The organism is Pseudomonas sp. PK-RTE-24, assembly GCF_054052265.1.
Map to the genome: position 1 here is coordinate 5507903 of NZ_CM133224.1, position 17667 is coordinate 5525569.

A 17667-nucleotide genomic window follows, 5' to 3' on the forward strand; every position below is an offset into this window, starting at 1 on the left:
ACCCTCACCGGTGGGGCTTTTGCACATCTCGATAACAACAAAGGAGCAATACGATGAGTCTGGAAACCTGGCTGCTGTTCAGTGGCGCTGCGCTGGTGGTGATCCTGATCCCGGGACCGCTGTCATTGCTGATGATCAGCAACAGTCTGAATTACGGTTTGCGCCGGTCGTACCCCGCGTTCCTGGGTGGCGTGATCGCCTCGATCTGCCTGCTCAGCGCGTCGGCACTTGGCCTCGGCGCATTGCTAATGGCTTCGGAGCAGTTGTTCAGCGCACTGAAAATAGTCGGTGCGCTGTACCTGTTCTACCTCGCCTGGCAGAGCTGGCAGCAGTCGCGGCAGCCATCGACGGGCGCCGAAGTACCTGAGGCTGCACCGGTGCCGCGCTTTCGCACATTGTTCGGACGCGCCTTTGTACTGGGTGCGAGCAATCCGAAGGACATCCTGTTTTTCGCCGCGTTTCTGCCGCAGTTCCTCCGCGCTGAGCAACCTTTTCTGCCGCAATTGCTGATCATGATCGCGACCTGGGTAGTGCTCGATCTGTGCTGCAAGCTGGCCTATGGCCTGGGCGCCCATGGCGCCGCACGTTATCTGCGCAGCGGCAAAGGCCAGAGTTGGTTCAATCGGGTCAGTGCCGGACTATTTGGTGGTGCTGGCGCCGCGTCGTTGCTTGGCAGCCACTGAAAAGCGCCACTATTGATCATCCTGCCGGAACGGACCTCGGGCGGGATGATGTGTTGTTTTGAATCAATTCAACTCGAACAACATTCAATCTTTGATATGCAATAGATAGCAACAACCCCCCGATATACAGCTCTGGAAAAGCCAACGTAATATTCTTCGCCTTAACGACAATTGCCGGAACAAGGAAGTTCTAATGGCCACACTGATAAGCGAAGCAACAGCACAAACCGACCCTTCAATACACGCGGACCTGCAACCTGTTTCCGATACCGTAATAATCATGGATCTGGGCTATGAAGCCAACGAATACAAGCCCTCAACCATTGATCAGAGCCGAACTAACGAAAAATCGAGTCAGTTGCAAATGGTGGACGAAGTGTTCGGCCCCTTGGAAATTGGCGATATTTCAATTACCCGTACCGCACTCGACGGATTAGGCGCGACCATTGACGGTCAGCCGTTGAATGGCGAGAACAGTTTCTTTCGCCGCCCCAAGCGCTCTTTTATCAATAGCCTGCAGTTCGACGCCAATAAAGTTGAACACTACCTGAAAACTTCAACGGGCAGCGATAGCTACTTGTTGCCCACGCTCCTGTTTGAAATGGCCAGCCAGCGCCCGCTCACCGCTCCCCGGCTCTTGAGGGAGAGTGCTGCAGATACTGTATCCGGCAATTACCGCGACAAACTTGTCAAACTTCTGAGTGCCGCACAGTCGCTTGATCTGCAACACGTGCACGTCCCCAAACATCATCCCCGCTGGGCCGCATTGACCAAAAGTTACGCGACGCTGGGCTCCAGCGTGGGCATCCAGGGCTTCGGCATCTTCATGGGAATTCGCGGCGTTGTCGATGCGATCAAAGCCGAAAACACTGCTGAAATAGCGATAAACAGCGCAGGCATTGTATCGGAGCTGGGCTCCATCGCGGCCGATGTCGCGGTGAGCAAGATAGCCACGCAGATGCTCACAGCCGGGCAAAGTGCTTATCGGGACTTCGCCAAAACCCGCTTTGCACTCAGATTGGGTCGATCGGGAGGGTTGGTCGGCGGCATGCTGACGCTGCCCTTCGACATCTTTACCGCCGTGAGGTCGATGAACGCCGCTCAGAATGCCACCGGCAAAGAAGCGATGGATCACTACGTCAGCGCTGGTCTGAGTATTACCAGTGCAGCCATGACTGTCATCCTCGGGTCCGCCGCGATGGCCGGGTTCTCGTTTGCCGGCCCTGTCGGACTTGCAGCCGGCGCGATTCTCGCCATCGGCTCACAGGTCTACGGCGCAGTACGTATCGTTGACGATATAGATGACTACATTGAATTGACTGTCGATGAACGGTGGCGTAGCGGTTGGTTTTCGTTCTGCATGATGGAGGTCGATCAAAGCGTTCAAAACCGCTATATCAAGGCAAAGACGCTGTTGCAGCACTCTCTGCAACTGAAAAAGTCCGCCAGAACGCTGCTCGACGGCCCCTTGAAAGAGACCACCGAAGCCATCGTCAACGGCAAGTTCGATGTGCGCCTGAAACCAACCCGGGTCTGGAAACGAAACTGGTGGACCAAACAGGATGCGTGGGAATCGGTCAATGTCCCTGAAGTGGTAGGCACCGATGACATCATTGATGCACGCGCAGGGGTAACAAAAGATACACCCGGCGCGGAGTTGGGGGTCGCCGCAGAGGGCAAGAACGTTCTCTGGTTCATCAGCGAGGGCAACGACTCGATCAAAGGGGTAGAAAAAAAACCCAACACCTTCCATTACAAGTCAGGAAAAAAACAACTTTCGGGCGGCGAAGAAAATGACCAGTTCCTGTTTGAGAACGCAGCGGACTTCCTTGAAAGGGGTCGCCATGTCGCAGATCATTCGACGCTGAGCGGCGGCGCAGGAAATGACACACTGGTACTCGGCGGCAGCTACTCCTCCCGTAATACCAACAGAACTGGCTATGACGTAGATCTGCTGGCTGGAACATTGCAGATCATCACGAGCGATGTCGATGCCGACAATAACCGGATATTTATCCTGCACAGTTTGCTGGACAGCATCGAAAACGTTGAGACAGTCCATCGCGCGGCAAGCGTGGTAACGGGCTCCGCGCAAAACAACATCATCAAATCCCGGGGCAGCGACAGCATTGAAGCTGGCGCTGGGGACGACCAGATATTTCTCTCTCACGAAAGAGCAAAAGCGTCGGGAGGCGCCGGCACCGATCAATATTACATTGCGCATGTGGCGGGCCGTTTTTCCATTGTCGATGATGGTGAACAGACCAGCTACATCGTCATGAACTGGCGCAAGGAGTTGATTGAATCCTTTGATATCGAGGGTAACGATCTGGTCATCCGCTCAGGTTTCGAAACGTCTGACCACCTCAAAAACGTGTTGACCATTCATGACGTTTATACGAACACCGAACACACTAGAAAGTTGAGCAACAAAAACCTGGTTTTCGTAACCAGCGATGATTTCCATTTCAGACTTGATCTGCCAGACACAATCCCGGACGGCCACACCGTAGAAATAACCGAAATTTTCCTCAAACGAGGAAAACCGGTAAACCCGATCATTATTTATGCAGCGGAATGCTGGATCCGCCACCGCAAACCCGCTGCCTATTACGTCCCGAGAACCGGCAAGACAACCACTTTTTACGCAGTTTTACGTTCTGATGTAATCACCCGGATATATCTGGATTTCCGCAGCGACGAGCTGACAAAAGCGGAGGCGCATTTTTTCTCGGACAAACCCAAGTCATATCACCTGACTGTTGGTTGCCATCTCGTCTATCACTTCGGCGCGAAAAGCATCAAGCTCAATTATTACTCCGCTGCGCGTAACGAAGACGATCACGACAATATTACGAAAATCCTGCGCACCATGGCTGTTCGTCCGTTCAGCCGTTACGTATTGATTTTCAAGGACGGTGTCGTTGCAGATGCCGAGCTTACAGCGCAAACCGAAATCGCACCTGCCTTTACGGATTTCACGGTATCGCGGGATTGGGTGACCCAGATGAAACTGCCGCTCGAGGTTCGCTCTCAGCGTTACTTTCACAATCTGGCTGAAAAAGCAGCTGAACCGATGGGCCGTACAAGAGTTTGCGCAACGCCGATTCGACTGGCCGTGCAAACCGACATGGACAACTACGAAGGAGAGGGTTCGAGTTATCTCATCCACGTACTCCCGGACATGACCATCAAACTCTCGACTCCCGGCGCACTTGCCGATGCCAAAGTTCGCCTGCCCTATTCATCCACTTGGGAACTTGATGCAACGCAGCTCGGCAAGGTCGAAATAAGGCTGGAAGAAAACCGGCTCTCCATCGGCACCACCACTTTTTATCTGCCGGTCTATGGAAGCGAAGATCTGATAGATCAAATCCGCGTTATTACCACCGGTGGAGTTGTGCACACGGTCGATCTGGTCTTTGATCGCATTTATCTGGATGGGCTTGATGCACGTTTTTTCGAAGAGCCAGACGCCTCAAAAGCGCTCCCGCCATATCTTGCCGCATTGGCCAACGACGAAGTCAAAGTCTGGAACGTTATCTGCGTCAACGACGAAACCGCGCGCGTGGGCTACAACCTGGCCGCCCATGGCTGGGTATTGCGTGCCGACAAATCCCGCATCGAAAAGTCTGCGTTAAGAGTAGTGAATCGCTGCAGTCACCAGACCAACATTTTCCGCCCTGTTTCGCTGATGAAAGTGCCTCCCGCGTAATTCGCGGTAACCCGTCAACAAACACCCTTTTTTTATCAGCGTACTGTCTACGCGGCACCCGCACGCGTCTGCGCGCTCTTTTTCCGAGTATTTCCCATGGCCAAATCACCCAAAAAAATCCCGACCATAAAATCGCCCGATTCGCCCGATGCCACACATCCCGGATCACCGCCCCTCGTCAAAAATGTGGGCCTGGACATGCCTGACGCCCTGCTCCTGGGCATCGATTCGCCGGCGATCAGCCAAGCGCCAGCCACCTCTGCCGCAGCCAACGCAGTGCCCACGGTCAGCCTTCATGCCTTGCTAGATGCAGCGCATGATTTCAGCGCCACTCGGAACGCAATCGCCTGGCCGCAAGAGCGTTTCCACGAATTGGTACCGGTGACGCAGAACGATGGCTTGTTCACTGGACCGGATCAGCGCACCTACGCTCAAATCGCCAATGAAGGCCAATTTGTCGTCGAGCAGGACGGGCAAGGCAACTACCATGTGCCACTGACCTTCGCGCCCGGCGTGCCCGGCCTGCCTCTGACGCGAACCGAGGGTCAGGCGATCTGGCAAATCCAGCGGCCCGCGAGGCCCTCCAACCGGCTTGCGTCCTCCACGCCACACTTGCCCTCATACATCTCGCCGGCCGACGCCATGACGTTGACCAAGCCGGAAATGGCGACAGAAGGCCTTCGTTACAACAGACTCAGGCAGACCTTCGTAACCACGGTAGACGGCACCGTCATGGTGCGCAAAAACCAGGACGGTGAATATCAACAAGCGTTTGCCTCAACGACCAATGCACCCGACGTTTTCTTCGAGCAAATCCCCGGCACCGTTTTCTGGCGGCGAAAAACACCCGGGACGAAGCCATCAGGTACCAAGCCCGAAGCCAGCCAGTCCGACAACGCAGTACCCGGCCCGAGCAAGCGTCCACGACTTGCCGAGGCCACAGAAACGCTAACCGCGCCGAAAGCCACGACTCCGCCTGAGGAGCTGACCCCGTATTTCTGGCTTCCGTGGGGGCACCTGAACAAACCTGTGCACATCGAATCGGTACAGCTTGGCTGGCTGCATTATCCAATCGTCCCTGTCGGCTCGAACACGACACCCAAAGTGTATTTCGTATGTCATCCCGAGTTTGTCCCGACAGATTTCAATACTTTCGAAAGCATGCTGATAAACATGCCCGAGCGACAGCCGGTAGCGACTTTTCGCATCGGCAGTGATCCGGGTGAGGTCAATCCGGGCAAACGCTTTTTTGAAGAGCCGATATCAACGTCCGTCGCTCGCGCGTTCCCCGATTTCTCTGAAGCAACAGCAAGGGCCGTCGCCCGCAGGTTGTTCGAACTCGCTGATCACTCCGAGACGATTACCGGCACCGGATTGATCAATGTCCAGGCCGTTCTGCATCAGTGGAAACAACTGCCGTTTTCCACAGCTCCCGATTTTGCCGACCCGCTGAACATGCTGGCCGTTGCGCCGGACATCGACCTGGGAAGCAAACGGCTTATTCCGATGCCTTCCCAGACCGACAGCGAATTGCAACGCCTGAGCTTCGATCCGCAGCATTTCCCCTCTGCCTGGAATCATTACAAGACCTATCCCTCGGATCTGAATCTGCGGCGATTGCTCGGCGCGTTGCTGGTCGGCTGTGGTTACGAGCTGTTTCCACTGACTTATGAGCACAGAATGCCGACGCTGGTCTTCAAACGAGCCGGTCACGATCAGATCTTCTTTTTGAAACTGGGAGCGATCAGTCAGGCCGGCCTGACTCATGTGCCTGGCAACGAACTGGCGGAACCGGGCTTGCCCGCCAGAATCGGTCAGGACGCCTTCAAGGCACTGACCGATGCAGCCGCGCAGAACAAAGTGGTATGGCTGATCGGGGGCGTATTGAAGGTCGCGTCCACGCCAGATTCGGTATTCATTATCCGCGAGCGCTGAGCAGCTACCCGCCTGCACCGGCAGATGAGCTGTAAACAGGCATAAAAAAAGCCCGCAGTGTGAGCGGGCGAAAGACCAAAGAAGCTATATGCGCAGTCGCTTCCCGGTGGGGGCAGCTGCTTGGGGGTCAGCTGCCCCGATACGTGGAATAGCTGTAAGGCGAAATCAGCAGGGGCACGTGATAGTGCTCCTGCTCGGCGGAGATGCCGAAACGCAGCACCACCACGTCCAGGAAGGCCGGCTCGGGCAGTTGCACGCCCCGGGCGCGGTAGTAATCGCCGGCATGGAACTGCACCTGATAAACCCCGGTGCGGTAATCATCGCCTTGCAGCAACGGCGCATCGACCCGGCCATCGCTGTTGGTTGTCGCACTGGCGACCAATTCCAGGTGCGAACCTTCAACGCGGTACAGCTCGACCTTGATCGAACTGCCCGGGCAACCGTGTGCAGCGTCCAAAACGTGTGTTGTCAAACGTCCCATTGATTCTGCGCGCCCGGCCGCAACAAGCGGTCAGACCTCGCGCCTCCCGAAGTCAGTTGAAAAGGAGACCGCACCGTTTCGGAGCACGAAACGCTGCGGCGAGCGACTGATTAAGACACTTTTCAAAAAAATTGTACACAATAAAAACGACATTTTTCGCCTCACCCCCGCCATCCGGGCCTTTATCGCCAATCTGTAGCCAAAGCGCCTGATCATTGAACCTTCTATTCATTAGCTGACTGGTCAGGCAGGTTTCTTGCAGGCCGGAACCATTAACAGCAAAAGATGACAGCCGGTGAAAAATGCGAAAATTCAGGCTTACAAAATGTAAATAAAGTTGTATACAATCAGCCCATCGCTGTGACGCCAGCCTGCCAGGCCGCCACACCAATCTGTCAACGTACAAGAAGGAAGACTGCAGTGAGCGCTGACTACCCACGCGACCTGATCGGTTACGGCAGTAACCCTCCTCACCCACACTGGCCGGGCAATGCCCGGATCGCCCTGTCCTTCGTGCTCAATTACGAAGAAGGTGGCGAGCGCAATGTTCTGCACGGCGACAAGGAATCCGAAGCCTTCCTGTCGGAAATGGTCGCTGCCCAGCCGCTGCAGGGCGCGCGCAACATGAGCATGGAATCGCTTTACGAGTATGGCAGCCGTGCCGGCGTCTGGCGCATTTTGAAGCTGTTCAAGGAATTCGATATTCCGCTGACCATCTTCGCCGTGGCCATGGCCGCCCAGCGTCACCCGGACGTGATCCGTGCGATGGTCGAGGCCGGCCACGAAATCTGCAGCCACGGCTACCGCTGGATCGACTACCAGTACATGGACGAAGCGCAGGAACGCGAGCACATGCTCGAAGCGATCCGCATCCTCACCGAACTGACCGGCGAGCGTCCGCTGGGCTGGTACACCGGCCGTACCGGGCCGAATACCCGTCGCCTGGTCATGGAAGAAGGCGGTTTCCTCTACGACTGCGACACCTACGACGACGACCTGCCCTACTGGGAACCGAACAACCCGACCGGCAAGCCGCATCTGGTGATCCCCTACACCCTCGACACCAACGACATGCGCTTCACGCAAGTGCAGGGTTTCAACAAGGGTGACGATTTCTTCGAATACCTCAAAGACGCGTTCGACGTGCTCTACGCCGAAGGTGCCGAGGCGCCGAAAATGCTCTCGATCGGTCTGCACTGCCGCCTGATCGGCCGTCCTGGTCGCCTCGCTTCGCTAAAGCGCTTTATCGAATACGCCAAAAGTCATGAACAGGTGTGGTTCAGCCGTCGCGTCGACATCGCGCGTCACTGGCAAGAAACCCACCCGTACCAAGGGACTGCAAAATGAGCCGCTTTCAAACCCTGCAACCGTCGACCCTGAGCCGCGACGCTTTCGTCAAAGCCTTCGCCGACATCTACGAACATTCGCCATGGGTGGCCGAAAAGGCCTACGACCTCGGTGCGGACGCTTCGATCGACGAGATCGAAACCCTGCACCAGCGCATGAGCGATATCCTGTTGAGCGCCGATCATGCCAGCCAGCTGGCCCTGATCAACGCTCACCCGGACTTGGCCGGCAAAGCTGCCGTCCAGGGCCAACTGACCGAAGCCAGCACCAATGAACAGGCTGGCGCCGGTATTCACCAATGCACGGCCGAAGAGTTCCAGCGCTTCACCGAGCTGAACGACGCCTACAAAGCCAAGTTCAAGTTTCCCTTCATCATGGCGGTAAAAGGCAGCAACCGGCATCAGATCCTCGCGGCGTTCGAAACGCGCATCAACAATTCGGTGGAAGCCGAGTTCAAATGCGCGCTGGCGGAGATCAACAAGATTGCCCTGTTCCGTTTACTGACTCTTTAGCAAGCCTGGCCCGAGCGTGAATGAACGCGCAAACGCCCAGGGCCCTGCGAGCATCCCCAGCCAACTTATCAAAGGCAGACAAGAAGAATGAAAGCTTACGCCGTACCTTTCGAAAAATACGTCAACCTGGCCGACGCCCGTCTGGGCACCAAGATCATTTCGGTCACCGATGACTGGTTCGCAGACGCCAATCGTCTGTTCCAACCGACCCCGGCCGTATGGAAGGAGGGCGTGTTCGATGACAACGGCAAGTGGATGGACGGCTGGGAGTCGCGCCGCAAGCGCTTCGAAGGTTTCGACAGCGCGGTGATCCGTCTGGGCGTACCGGGCTCGATCAAAGGCGTGGACATCGACACTTCATTCTTCACCGGCAACTACCCGCCATCGGCCTCGCTGGAAGCGTGCTTCCTGGCCTCGGGCGAGCCGGATGAAAACACCCAGTGGACCGAAGTGCTGTCGGCCGTCGAGTTGCAGGGCAACAGCCACCACTACCACGAAATCAGCAACGACAAAGCGTTCAGCCACCTGCGCTTCAACATCTACCCGGACGGCGGTGTGGCCCGTCTGCGCGTGTACGGCATTCCGTTCCGCGACTGGTCCGCTGTGGGCGACAACGAGCAGGTCGATCTGGCCGCAGCCCTTAACGGTGGCCGCGCCCTCGCCTGCTCCGACGAACACTTCGGCCGCATGAGCAACATCCTCAACCCGGGCCGTGGCATCAACATGGGCGACGGCTGGGAAACCGCGCGTCGTCGCACGCCGGGCAATGACTGGGTGATCGTCGCCCTGGGTCATCCGGGCGAGATCGAAAAAATCGTCGTCGACACCCTGCACTTCAAAGGCAACTACCCGGACACCTGCTCGATCCAGGGCGCGTTCGTCAAGGGCGGCACCGACAGCCAGATCGAAACCCAGTCGCTGTTCTGGCGCGAACTGCTACCAAGCCAGAAGCTGGAAATGCACGCCGAACACACCTTCGTCGAGCAGATCAAGGCACTCGGCCCGATCACCCACATCCGCCTGAACGTGTTCCCGGATGGTGGCGTGAGTCGCCTGCGTGTATTGGGCAAGGTCGCTAAACAAGGTTGAACCCAATCGCTGGCAAGCCAGCTCCCACAGGTTTTGTGAACGCCACAGTCCACTGTGGGAGCGGGCTTGCCCGCGATGGCGATAGATCTAACAACACAGAATCCGGATAAGAAGAACAGCATGCGCACATTGACGATTGAACCGCTGACCAAAGAAGCCTTCGCCCCTTTCGGTGACGTGATCGAAACCGACGGCAGCGATCACTTCATGATCAACAACGGTTCGACCATGCGCTTCCACAAACTGGCGACGGTCGAAACCGCGACGCCTGAGGACAACGCGATCATCAGCATTTTCCGCGCCGACGCGCAGGACATGCCGCTGACCGTTTGCATGCTGGAACGCCATCCGCTGGGCAGCCAGGCTTTCATACCGCTGCTCGGCAACCCCTTTCTGATCGTGGTCGCGCCAGTTGGCGATGAACCTGTATCAGGCTTGGTCCGCGCCTTCGTCACCAACGGCAGGCAGGGCATTAATTACCATCGCGGCGTTTGGCACCACCCGGTGCTGACGATCGAAAAGCGGGATGACTTCCTGGTGGTTGATCGCAGTGGCACAGGCAATAACTGCGATGAGCATTTTTTCAAAGAGGATGAGCGGTTGATCCTCGCCCCCCACCAATAAGAGAAGGTCTGATCACTCGACAACAAGAGTGACAGGCGAGAGGTAAAGACTGTGGAAGCACATCTGTTGGAATGGCTGAACCTGAGCGTGCGCTGGGTTCACATGATCACTGGCGTGGCCTGGATCGGCGCGTCGTTCTACTTCGTCTGGCTGGAGAACAACCTCAACCGCGTCAACCCGAAAACCGGTCTGGCCGGTGATCTGTGGGCGATCCACGGCGGCGGCATCTACCACCTGGAAAAATACAAACTGGCCCCACCGTCCATGCCGGACAACCTGCACTGGTTCAAGTGGGAAGCCTACTTCACCTGGATGTCGGGGATCGCGCTGCTGTGCGTGGTGTTCTACTCCAATCCGGTGCTCTACCTCGTGGCACCGGGCAGTGGCCTCAGCGGTCCTGAAGGCGTGGCCATCGGTATCGGCTCGCTGATCGTCGGCTGGTTTGTCTACGACTTCCTCTGCGATTCGGCCCTGGGCAAGAAACCCGCCCTGCTCGGCTTCATCCTGTTCGTGCTGATCATTGCCGCCGCCTATGGCTTCAGCAAAGTGTTCAGCGGTCGGGGTGCGTACCTGCACGTCGGCGCGATCATCGGCACCATCATGGTCGGCAACGTGTTCCGCATCATCATGCCGGCGCAACGGGCACTGGTCGCGGCGATTGCCGAGAACCGCACGCCGGATCCGGCCCTGCCGGCCAAGGGTCTGCTGCGTTCGCGTCACAACAACTACTTCACCCTGCCAGTGCTGTTCATCATGATCAGCAACCACTTCCCGAGCACTTACGGCAGCCAGTACAACTGGTTGATCCTCGCCGGGATCGCGGTGTTGGCGGTATTGGTGCGTCACTACTTCAACACCCGTCACGACAGCCACAAGTTTGCCTGGACCCTGCCGGTGGCAGCGGTGGGCATGATCTGCCTGGCCTACGTCACTGGCCCGGCGCCGATGTCGAGCGCACCTGAAGTGGCCAAGGCACCGGCGAAAATCGAGTACCAACCGCTGCCGGAAACGGCACTGGGCGGTGGCGCGAAACCGGCCGAAGCGGCGCAACCTGCGGCACCCGCAGCCCCTGCGGCGGCACCCGCGCAAGCCTCGAATGCCGGCCCCGGTTTCGACAAGGTGCACAACGTGATTCAAGAGCGTTGCACGGTGTGCCATTCGTCCAAGCCGACCAGCCCGTTGTTCAGCGCAGCCCCGGCCGGTGTGATGTTCGACACCCCCGAGCAGATCCGCCAGAACGCCGCGCGCATTCAGGCGCAAGCCATCACCACGCAGATCATGCCACTGGGCAACATCACCCAGATGACCCAGCAGGAACGTGACCTGATCGGTGCCTGGATTGCCCAGGGAGCACAAACCAATTAATCGTTAAAAGCATCGCTGGCAAGCCAGCTCCCACAGGGTTTTGCATAGCCTGTGTGGGAGCGGGCTTGCCCGCGAATGGCCGCTCCGCGGTCTGCCTGATGCAAAGAAACAGCTGCAAGCAACCCGGCAGCTGTTAATCACAAGAATAAAAAAGATCCGAGGTGTTGCATGTCCGAGCTGTCCAAAGCGCGCATCCCCGACGCACCCGCCATTCAGCGTTTGCCCCTTTTGCAACTGATCCTGGTCGGTCTGCAACATGTTCTGCTGATGTACGGCGGTGCCATCGCGGTGCCGCTGATCATTGGACAGGCCGCTGGCCTGAGTCGTGAAGAAATCGCCTTCCTGATCAACGCCGACCTGCTGGTCGCCGGCATCGCCACCATCGTGCAGTCGCTCGGCATCGGCCCGATGGGCATTCGCATGCCGGTGATGATGGGCGCCAGTTTCGCTGCGGTCGGCAGCATGGTGGCCATGGCCGGCATGCCCGGCATCGGTCTGCAAGGGATCTTCGGTGCGACGATAGCTGCCGGTTTCTTCGGCATGCTGATCGCGCCGTTCATGTCCAAGGTCGTGCGTTTCTTCCCGCCACTGGTGACCGGCACGGTCATCACCTCGATCGGTTTATCGCTGTTCCCCGTGGCCGTGAACTGGGCCGGTGGCGGTGTCGACGCCGCGCAATTCGGTTCGCCGATTTATCTGGCCATCGCTGCGCTGGTGCTGGCGACCATTCTGCTGGTTCATCGCTTCATGCGCGGATTCTGGGTCAATATTTCGGTGCTGATCGGCATGTGCCTGGGCTATGTACTGTGCGGCGTGATCGGCATGGTCGACCTCAGCGGCATGGCCAGCGCACCGTGGATTCAGTTCGTCACCCCACTGCATTTCGGCATGCCGAAATTCGAGCTGGCACCGATTCTGTCGATGTGTCTGGTGGTGGTGATCATCTTCGTCGAGTCCACCGGGATGTTTCTCGCGCTGGGCAAGATCACCGGCCAGGAAGTCTGCCCGCGCATGCTCCGTCGTGGCTTGTTGTGCGATGCCGGCGCGTCGTTCTTCGCCGGTTTCTTCAACACCTTCACCCACTCCTCGTTCGCGCAGAACATCGGCCTGGTGCAGATGACCGGCGTGCGCTGCCGTTCGGTGACCATCGTTGCCGGTGGCCTGCTGATCGTCCTCAGCTTGTTGCCGAAAGCGGCGTTTCTGGTGGCATCGATTCCACCGGCGGTGCTGGGCGGCGCGGCGATTGCGATGTTCGGCATGGTCGCGGCCACTGGCATCAAGATCCTCCAAGAGGCCGACATCGGTGACCGCCGCAATCAGTTGCTGGTCGCGGTAAGCATCGGCATGGGCCTGATCCCGGTGGTGCGTCCGGAATTCTTCGCCCACTTGCCCATGTGGATGAGCCCGATCACCCACAGCGGCATCGCCATGGCCACCCTCAGCGCGCTGACCTTGAACCTGCTGTTCAACATCCTCGGCGGCAAGGAGCGTACGGCGATCAACGATTGCCATGCGCACTGATTGAAACCACCACACCACCTGTGGGAGCGAGCCTGCTCGCGAAAGCGCTGTGTCATTCAACATTGATGGCGACTGACACAACCGCTTCGCGAGCAGGCTCGCTCCCACAGGGACTACGCAACTGCTTGTGCCTCAAACAATAAAAACAACAGGGAGCAACAGATGATCCGCACGCAAAGCAACGTTCTGTTGAGTGGCGGCCTGCTGGCCGCGAGTCAGGCCATGGCCGGCGATCTGCTGCTGTGGCAGAGCAACAGCCTCAGCTATCTGTACGGCAAGAATTTCGCGATCAACCCCTCGTATCAGCAGACGGTCACCTTCGAGCACGCCGACAAGTGGAAGTACGGCGACAACTTTCTGTTCGTCGACAAGATCTTCTACAACGGCAAGGAAGACCCGAACAAAGGGCCGCATACTTTCTACGGCGAGTTCACCCCGCGCTTTTCCTTCGGCAAGATCCTCGACCGCAAGATCGAGTTCGGCCCGATCAAGGATGTGCTGTTGGCGATGACCTACGAGTACGGCGAAGGCGAAAGCGAGGCCTATCTGATCGGCCCCGGCTTCGACCTGAAAGTGCCCGGCTTCAACTACGTCACCCTGAACATTTTCCGCCGCCAGACCGAAGGCCCGCGGCCCGGCGATGGTGTCTGGCAGATCACCCCCGCATGGTCCTACAGCTTTCCGTTGGGCAATTCCGATGTGCTGATCGACGGCTACCTCGACTGGGTCGTCGACAACGACGAAAACTCGCGCGGCACCTACCACGCCAACCTGCACATCAATCCGCAGATCAAATACGACCTCGGCAAAGCCATGGGCTGGAACCAGAAACAGCTGTACGTCGGCACCGAGTACAGCTACTGGAAGAACAAATACGGCATCGAAAACAGCCACGCGTTCGATACCAACCAGAACACCGCCAGCCTGCTGCTGAAGGTGCACTTCTGAGATGGCCCGCAACCGTGCGCCATGCCTGCCGTCGGTGCTCTGTTGCGGGGCACTTGAGCGTTGGCCGAGGAGTCAGTATTCTCCGCGGCCTTCCGAATTCGCTCTAAAAAAAAGCCTGAATTCAATTTCTGACCGAAAAGCCAACTTATCCCGGCTGCGGTCAGTCCTGAGGCATCCCGAAAACACGCTCGTCGACTGTTTTTCAGCAGCCGAACGGGCGTTTTTTGGTTTTTCAAAAGCCTTGGCGCAGCTTTTGCTACCAGCATTCAAAGCTGACCGATCGGATGAAATTTGCGGTACGAAAAAAGGCGCCACATCAGAGCGCCGATCTTAAAAAAATAACGTGGAACACCTACTTTGGGAGCAACCGAATGAAACGTATGTGCACCAGCCTGATGCTGGCCGGATCGATGTTCGCCGGCGGCCAGGCGATGGCCGAAGGCCTGCTGCAGTGGCAGAACAACAGCCTGACCTACCTGTATGGCAAGGACTTCCAGGTCAACCCGCGCATTCAGCAGACCGTGACCTTCGAGCACGCCGATGCCTGGAAGTATGGGGACAACTTCCTGTTCATCGACAAGATCTTCTACAACGGCAAGGATGATGGCGGCGTCGGCTCCAACACCTACTACGGCGAGCTCAGCCCGCGCCTGTCATTCGGCAAGATCTTCGATCAGAAACTGGCCTTTGGTCCGGTGACTGACGTGCTGCTGGCCATGACCTACGAGTTCGGTGAAGGCGATACCGAGTCGTACCTGATCGGTCCGGGCTTCGACCTGGCGATTCCGGGCTTCGATTACTTCCAGCTGAACTTCTACCAGCGTCACACCCAGGGCGCACGCGCCGGTGACAATGTCTGGCAGATCACCCCGGTGTGGTCCTACACCATCCCGGTGGGCAAATCGAACATCCTCATCGACGGTTTCATGGACTGGGTGGTCGACAACGACTCCAATTCCAAGGGCGACTACCACGCCAACCTGCACTTCAACCCGCAGGTCAAATACGACCTGGGCAAGGCGCTGAATTTCGGCGAGAAGCAGTTGTATGTCGGTGTCGAGTACGACTACTGGTCGGACAAGTACGGGATCAAGGACAGCCAGTACTTCAAGACCGATCAGAGCACCACGAGCTTCCTGGTCAAGTTCCACTTCTGACCCTAAAAGCTTCGCGAGCAGGCTCGCTCCCACATTCAGACCGAGTTCCAATGTGGGAGCGAGCCTGCTCGCGAAGGCCTCACCGCAGATTTCAGGCGGGAACTACGGCTTCGGAAATCCGCAAAAACCGGCACAGCTCCTCACGCTTGGCCAACGCATCCCGCCGCCCCAACTCGATCAACTCGCTGCAATACCCCGCCTCGAACAGCAGGTAACTGAGCACCCCCGCCCCGCTCGTCTTCGTCGCGCCCGGCCCGCGCAGAAACAGGCGCAACGCCGCTGGCAGCTCCTGGCGATGCCGCGCGGCGATTTCGTCGATCGGCTGACTTGGGGCAATCACCAGCACCTCCACCGGCGCCACACCCAGTGCACGAGTGGGTGTGCCGGCCGGGAGCAAATGACTGAACTGATTCAGACGCTGCAGCAACTCGATATCGCTTTCCAGGCTGTCGATAAACGTGCTGTTGAGCATGTGCCCGCCGATCTGCGCCAGCGTCGGTTGCTGGCCGCTGTAGGCGCGCTCCAGCGGCTGCTGCGGATCAACGCCGCGCGGGTTGCCGCTGACGCCCACCACCAGCACGCGACTGGCACCCAGATGCAGCGCCGGGCTGATCGGCGCCGACTGGCGTACTGCGCCGTCACCGAAATATTCCTCGCCGATTTTCACCGGCGCGAACAACAGCGGGATCGCCGAACTGGCCAACAGGTGATCGACCGACAATTGCGTCGGCACGCCAATGCGGCGGTGCCGCAGCCAGGCGTCGATGGTGCCGCCGCCCTGATAGAACGTCACCGCTTGCCCCGACTCGTAGCCGAACGCGGTCACCGCCACCGCATGCAATTGCTTGCGCGCGATGGATTCGGCGATGCCGGGCAGGTGCAGTTTTTCCTCGAGCAGTTCGCGCAGCGGCGAACTGTTGAGCAGCGCCACCGGCATCTGTCGACCGAGACCGAGCAGGCTGTGGCTGACGAAGCGGCTGGCTTGATGGATGACTCCAGGCCAGTCGCTGCGCAACACGCGGTGGCTGCGAAAGCCCTGCCAGAACTGGGTCAGGCGTTCGATGGCGGCGCGAAAATCCGTGGCGCCACTGGCCAGGCTGACCGCATTGATCGCCCCGGCCGAGGTGCCGACGATCACCGGAAACGGATTGTCCGCACCGACCGGCAGCAACTCGGCAATCGCCGCCAGCACCCCGACCTGATAAGCCGCCCGAGCCCCGCCGCCGGAAAGAATCAAACCTGTGACCGGTTCAGCAGGACTCATCGCAACACTCCACAGTGCTTGTCAGTACGGGTGAATCAACGACGCTTGGGATAAAGCTTCGGCTCGCCCGGTGGGCGACTCTTGAAGCGCCGATGCGCCCACAGATACTGCTCGGGGCAGGCACGCAAAGCACTCTCGACCCACTGATTGATGCGGATGCAATCGGCCTCCTCGCTCTCGCCGGGGAAGTCTTCCAGCGGCGGATGGATCACCAGGCGATAACCACTGCCGTCGGCCAGACGTTCCTGAGTGAACGGCACCACCAGCGCTTTGCCCAGCCGTGCAAACTTGGTCGTCGCAGTGACGGTGGCGGCCTGAATGCCGAACAGCGGCACGAAGATGCTCTGCTTGGCGCCGTAATCCTGATCCGGCGCATACCAGATCGCCCGCCCCGAGCGCAGCAGTTTGAGCATGCCGCGCACGTCATCGCGCTCCACCGCCAGCGAATCGAGATTGTGCCGCTCGCGGCCACGGCGCTGGACGAAGTCGAACAAGGGGTTTTTGTGTTCGCGGTACATGCCGTCGATGGTGTGCTGCTGGCCGAGCAGCGCCGCACCGATTTCCAGGGTGGTGAAATGTGCGGCCATGAGAATCACGCCTTTGCCTTCGCGCTGGGCTTTCTGCAGATGTTCAAGGCCTTCGACGTGGGCCAGTTTCGCCAGACGCTCGCGCGACCACCACCAGCTCATCGCCATCTCGAAGAAGGCGATGCCGGTGGAGGCGAAGTTTTCCTTGAGCAGGCGTTTGCGCTCAGCGGCGGATTTTTCCGGGAAGCACAACTCAAGATTGCGCCGGGCGATGGTTCGCCGGTCGCTGGCAACGCGATACATCAACGCGCCCAAAACTCGACCGATGGTCAGCAGCGCCGGATACGGCAACTGCACGATCAGCCACAAAAGCCCCAGGCCGCACCAGAGCGGCCAGAAGCGCGGAGCAAGATATGCTTTTCGAAAACGCGGGCGATCCATTAAAGCTTCCGTAAATACAGTGGCCGCGCATTCTACATCGTTCGACCCGGCTTGCGGC

At 58.3% G+C, this 17667-nt stretch carries 14 protein-coding genes; 11 read left to right on the forward strand and 3 right to left on the reverse strand.

Annotated elements, in window-relative coordinates; translation table 11 throughout:
* The first annotated feature begins 53 nt into the window (after positions 1 to 53).
* From ACV8MC_RS24725 to ACV8MC_RS24735, 3 genes are all read left to right on the forward strand, one after another.
* Positions 54 to 683 (forward strand): LysE family translocator, encoded by a 630-nt coding sequence (locus ACV8MC_RS24725; RefSeq protein ID WP_041479336.1) that lies wholly within the window; start codon positions 54 to 56, stop codon positions 681 to 683.
* A gap of 193 nt (positions 684 to 876) precedes the next feature.
* Complete coding sequence (locus ACV8MC_RS24730) at positions 877 to 4398, forward strand: calcium-binding protein (protein ID WP_457263868.1); 3522 nt, start codon at positions 877 to 879, stop codon at positions 4396 to 4398.
* 96 nt (positions 4399 to 4494) lie between these two features.
* A complete protein-coding gene (locus tag ACV8MC_RS24735) occupies positions 4495 to 6333 on the forward strand; it encodes a hypothetical protein (protein ID WP_457263870.1) in 1839 nt (612 codons plus the stop codon).
* A 127-nt stretch (positions 6334 to 6460) separates the two neighbouring features.
* On the opposite strand, the gene uraH is transcribed toward ACV8MC_RS24735, so the two are convergent.
* Positions 6461 to 6814 (reverse strand): hydroxyisourate hydrolase, encoded by a 354-nt coding sequence (uraH, locus tag ACV8MC_RS24740; RefSeq protein ID WP_041479332.1) that lies wholly within the window; start codon positions 6812 to 6814, stop codon positions 6461 to 6463.
* Between the two features lie 420 nt (positions 6815 to 7234).
* On the opposite strand from uraH, the gene puuE reads away from it, so the two are divergent.
* The 8 genes from puuE to ACV8MC_RS24780 all read left to right on the forward strand — a co-directional run bounded on the left by puuE (position 7235) and on the right by ACV8MC_RS24780 (position 15377).
* On the forward strand, positions 7235 to 8161 hold the full coding sequence (puuE, locus tag ACV8MC_RS24745) for an allantoinase PuuE (protein WP_056784025.1): 927 nt from the start codon (positions 7235 to 7237) through the stop codon (positions 8159 to 8161).
* Positions 8158 to 8673, forward strand: a complete 516-nt coding sequence (uraD, locus tag ACV8MC_RS24750; protein WP_016773760.1) for a 2-oxo-4-hydroxy-4-carboxy-5-ureidoimidazoline decarboxylase — start codon at positions 8158 to 8160, stop codon at positions 8671 to 8673. Before puuE ends, uraD begins: the two co-directional genes overlap by 4 nt.
* An 87-nt stretch (positions 8674 to 8760) precedes the next feature.
* Positions 8761 to 9762, forward strand: coding sequence for an allantoicase (gene alc, locus ACV8MC_RS24755; protein WP_024012212.1), 1002 nt, complete (start codon positions 8761 to 8763; stop codon positions 9760 to 9762).
* Positions 9763 to 9882: 120 nt separating this feature from the next.
* Positions 9883 to 10386, forward strand: coding sequence for an ureidoglycolate lyase (locus ACV8MC_RS24760; protein ID WP_016773758.1), 504 nt, complete (start codon positions 9883 to 9885; stop codon positions 10384 to 10386).
* A 51-nt stretch (positions 10387 to 10437) separates the two neighbouring features.
* Positions 10438 to 11751 carry a urate hydroxylase PuuD gene (locus tag ACV8MC_RS24765; protein ID WP_236169474.1) on the forward strand — a complete coding sequence of 438 codons (1314 nt, stop codon included), beginning with the start codon at positions 10438 to 10440 and terminating at the stop codon, positions 11749 to 11751.
* A 168-nt stretch (positions 11752 to 11919) separates the two neighbouring features.
* Positions 11920 to 13272 (forward strand): nucleobase:cation symporter-2 family protein, encoded by a 1353-nt coding sequence (locus tag ACV8MC_RS24770; RefSeq protein WP_252877736.1) that lies wholly within the window; start codon positions 11920 to 11922, stop codon positions 13270 to 13272.
* A 162-nt stretch (positions 13273 to 13434) separates the two neighbouring features.
* Positions 13435 to 14220, forward strand: a complete 786-nt coding sequence (locus ACV8MC_RS24775) for an outer membrane protein OmpK (protein ID WP_457263873.1) — start codon at positions 13435 to 13437, stop codon at positions 14218 to 14220.
* 371 nt (positions 14221 to 14591) lie between these two features.
* On the forward strand, positions 14592 to 15377 hold the full coding sequence (locus ACV8MC_RS24780; RefSeq protein WP_056784020.1) for an outer membrane protein OmpK: 786 nt from the start codon (positions 14592 to 14594) through the stop codon (positions 15375 to 15377).
* 91 nt (positions 15378 to 15468) lie between these two features.
* On the opposite strand, the gene ACV8MC_RS24785 is transcribed toward ACV8MC_RS24780, so the two are convergent.
* On the reverse strand, positions 15469 to 16641 hold the full coding sequence (locus ACV8MC_RS24785; protein ID WP_457263875.1) for a patatin-like phospholipase family protein: 1173 nt from the start codon (positions 16639 to 16641) through the stop codon (positions 15469 to 15471).
* A gap of 35 nt (positions 16642 to 16676) precedes the next feature.
* Positions 16677 to 17609 (reverse strand): lipid A biosynthesis lauroyl acyltransferase, encoded by a 933-nt coding sequence (locus tag ACV8MC_RS24790; protein WP_041479319.1) that lies wholly within the window; start codon positions 17607 to 17609, stop codon positions 16677 to 16679.
* Positions 17610 to 17667 lie beyond the last annotated feature (58 nt).

Coding starts and splice junctions, on each gene's coding strand:
- uraD (WP_016773760.1), top strand. CDS start 8,158: ATGAGCCGCTTTCAAACCCTGCAACCGTCGACCCTGAGCCGCGACGCT.
- ACV8MC_RS24730 (WP_457263868.1), top strand. CDS start 877: ATGGCCACACTGATAAGCGAAGCAACAGCACAAACCGACCCTTCAATA.
- ACV8MC_RS24760 (WP_016773758.1), top strand. CDS start 9,883: ATGCGCACATTGACGATTGAACCGCTGACCAAAGAAGCCTTCGCCCCT.
- ACV8MC_RS24725 (WP_041479336.1), top strand. CDS start 54: ATGAGTCTGGAAACCTGGCTGCTGTTCAGTGGCGCTGCGCTGGTGGTG.
- ACV8MC_RS24770 (WP_252877736.1), top strand. CDS start 11,920: ATGTCCGAGCTGTCCAAAGCGCGCATCCCCGACGCACCCGCCATTCAG.
- ACV8MC_RS24780 (WP_056784020.1), top strand. CDS start 14,592: ATGAAACGTATGTGCACCAGCCTGATGCTGGCCGGATCGATGTTCGCC.
- uraH (WP_041479332.1), bottom strand. CDS start 6,814: ATGGGACGTTTGACAACACACGTTTTGGACGCTGCACACGGTTGCCCG.
- ACV8MC_RS24790 (WP_041479319.1), bottom strand. CDS start 17,609: ATGGATCGCCCGCGTTTTCGAAAAGCATATCTTGCTCCGCGCTTCTGG.
- ACV8MC_RS24785 (WP_457263875.1), bottom strand. CDS start 16,641: ATGAGTCCTGCTGAACCGGTCACAGGTTTGATTCTTTCCGGCGGCGGG.
- ACV8MC_RS24735 (WP_457263870.1), top strand. CDS start 4,495: ATGGCCAAATCACCCAAAAAAATCCCGACCATAAAATCGCCCGATTCG.
- alc (WP_024012212.1), top strand. CDS start 8,761: ATGAAAGCTTACGCCGTACCTTTCGAAAAATACGTCAACCTGGCCGAC.
- ACV8MC_RS24775 (WP_457263873.1), top strand. CDS start 13,435: ATGATCCGCACGCAAAGCAACGTTCTGTTGAGTGGCGGCCTGCTGGCC.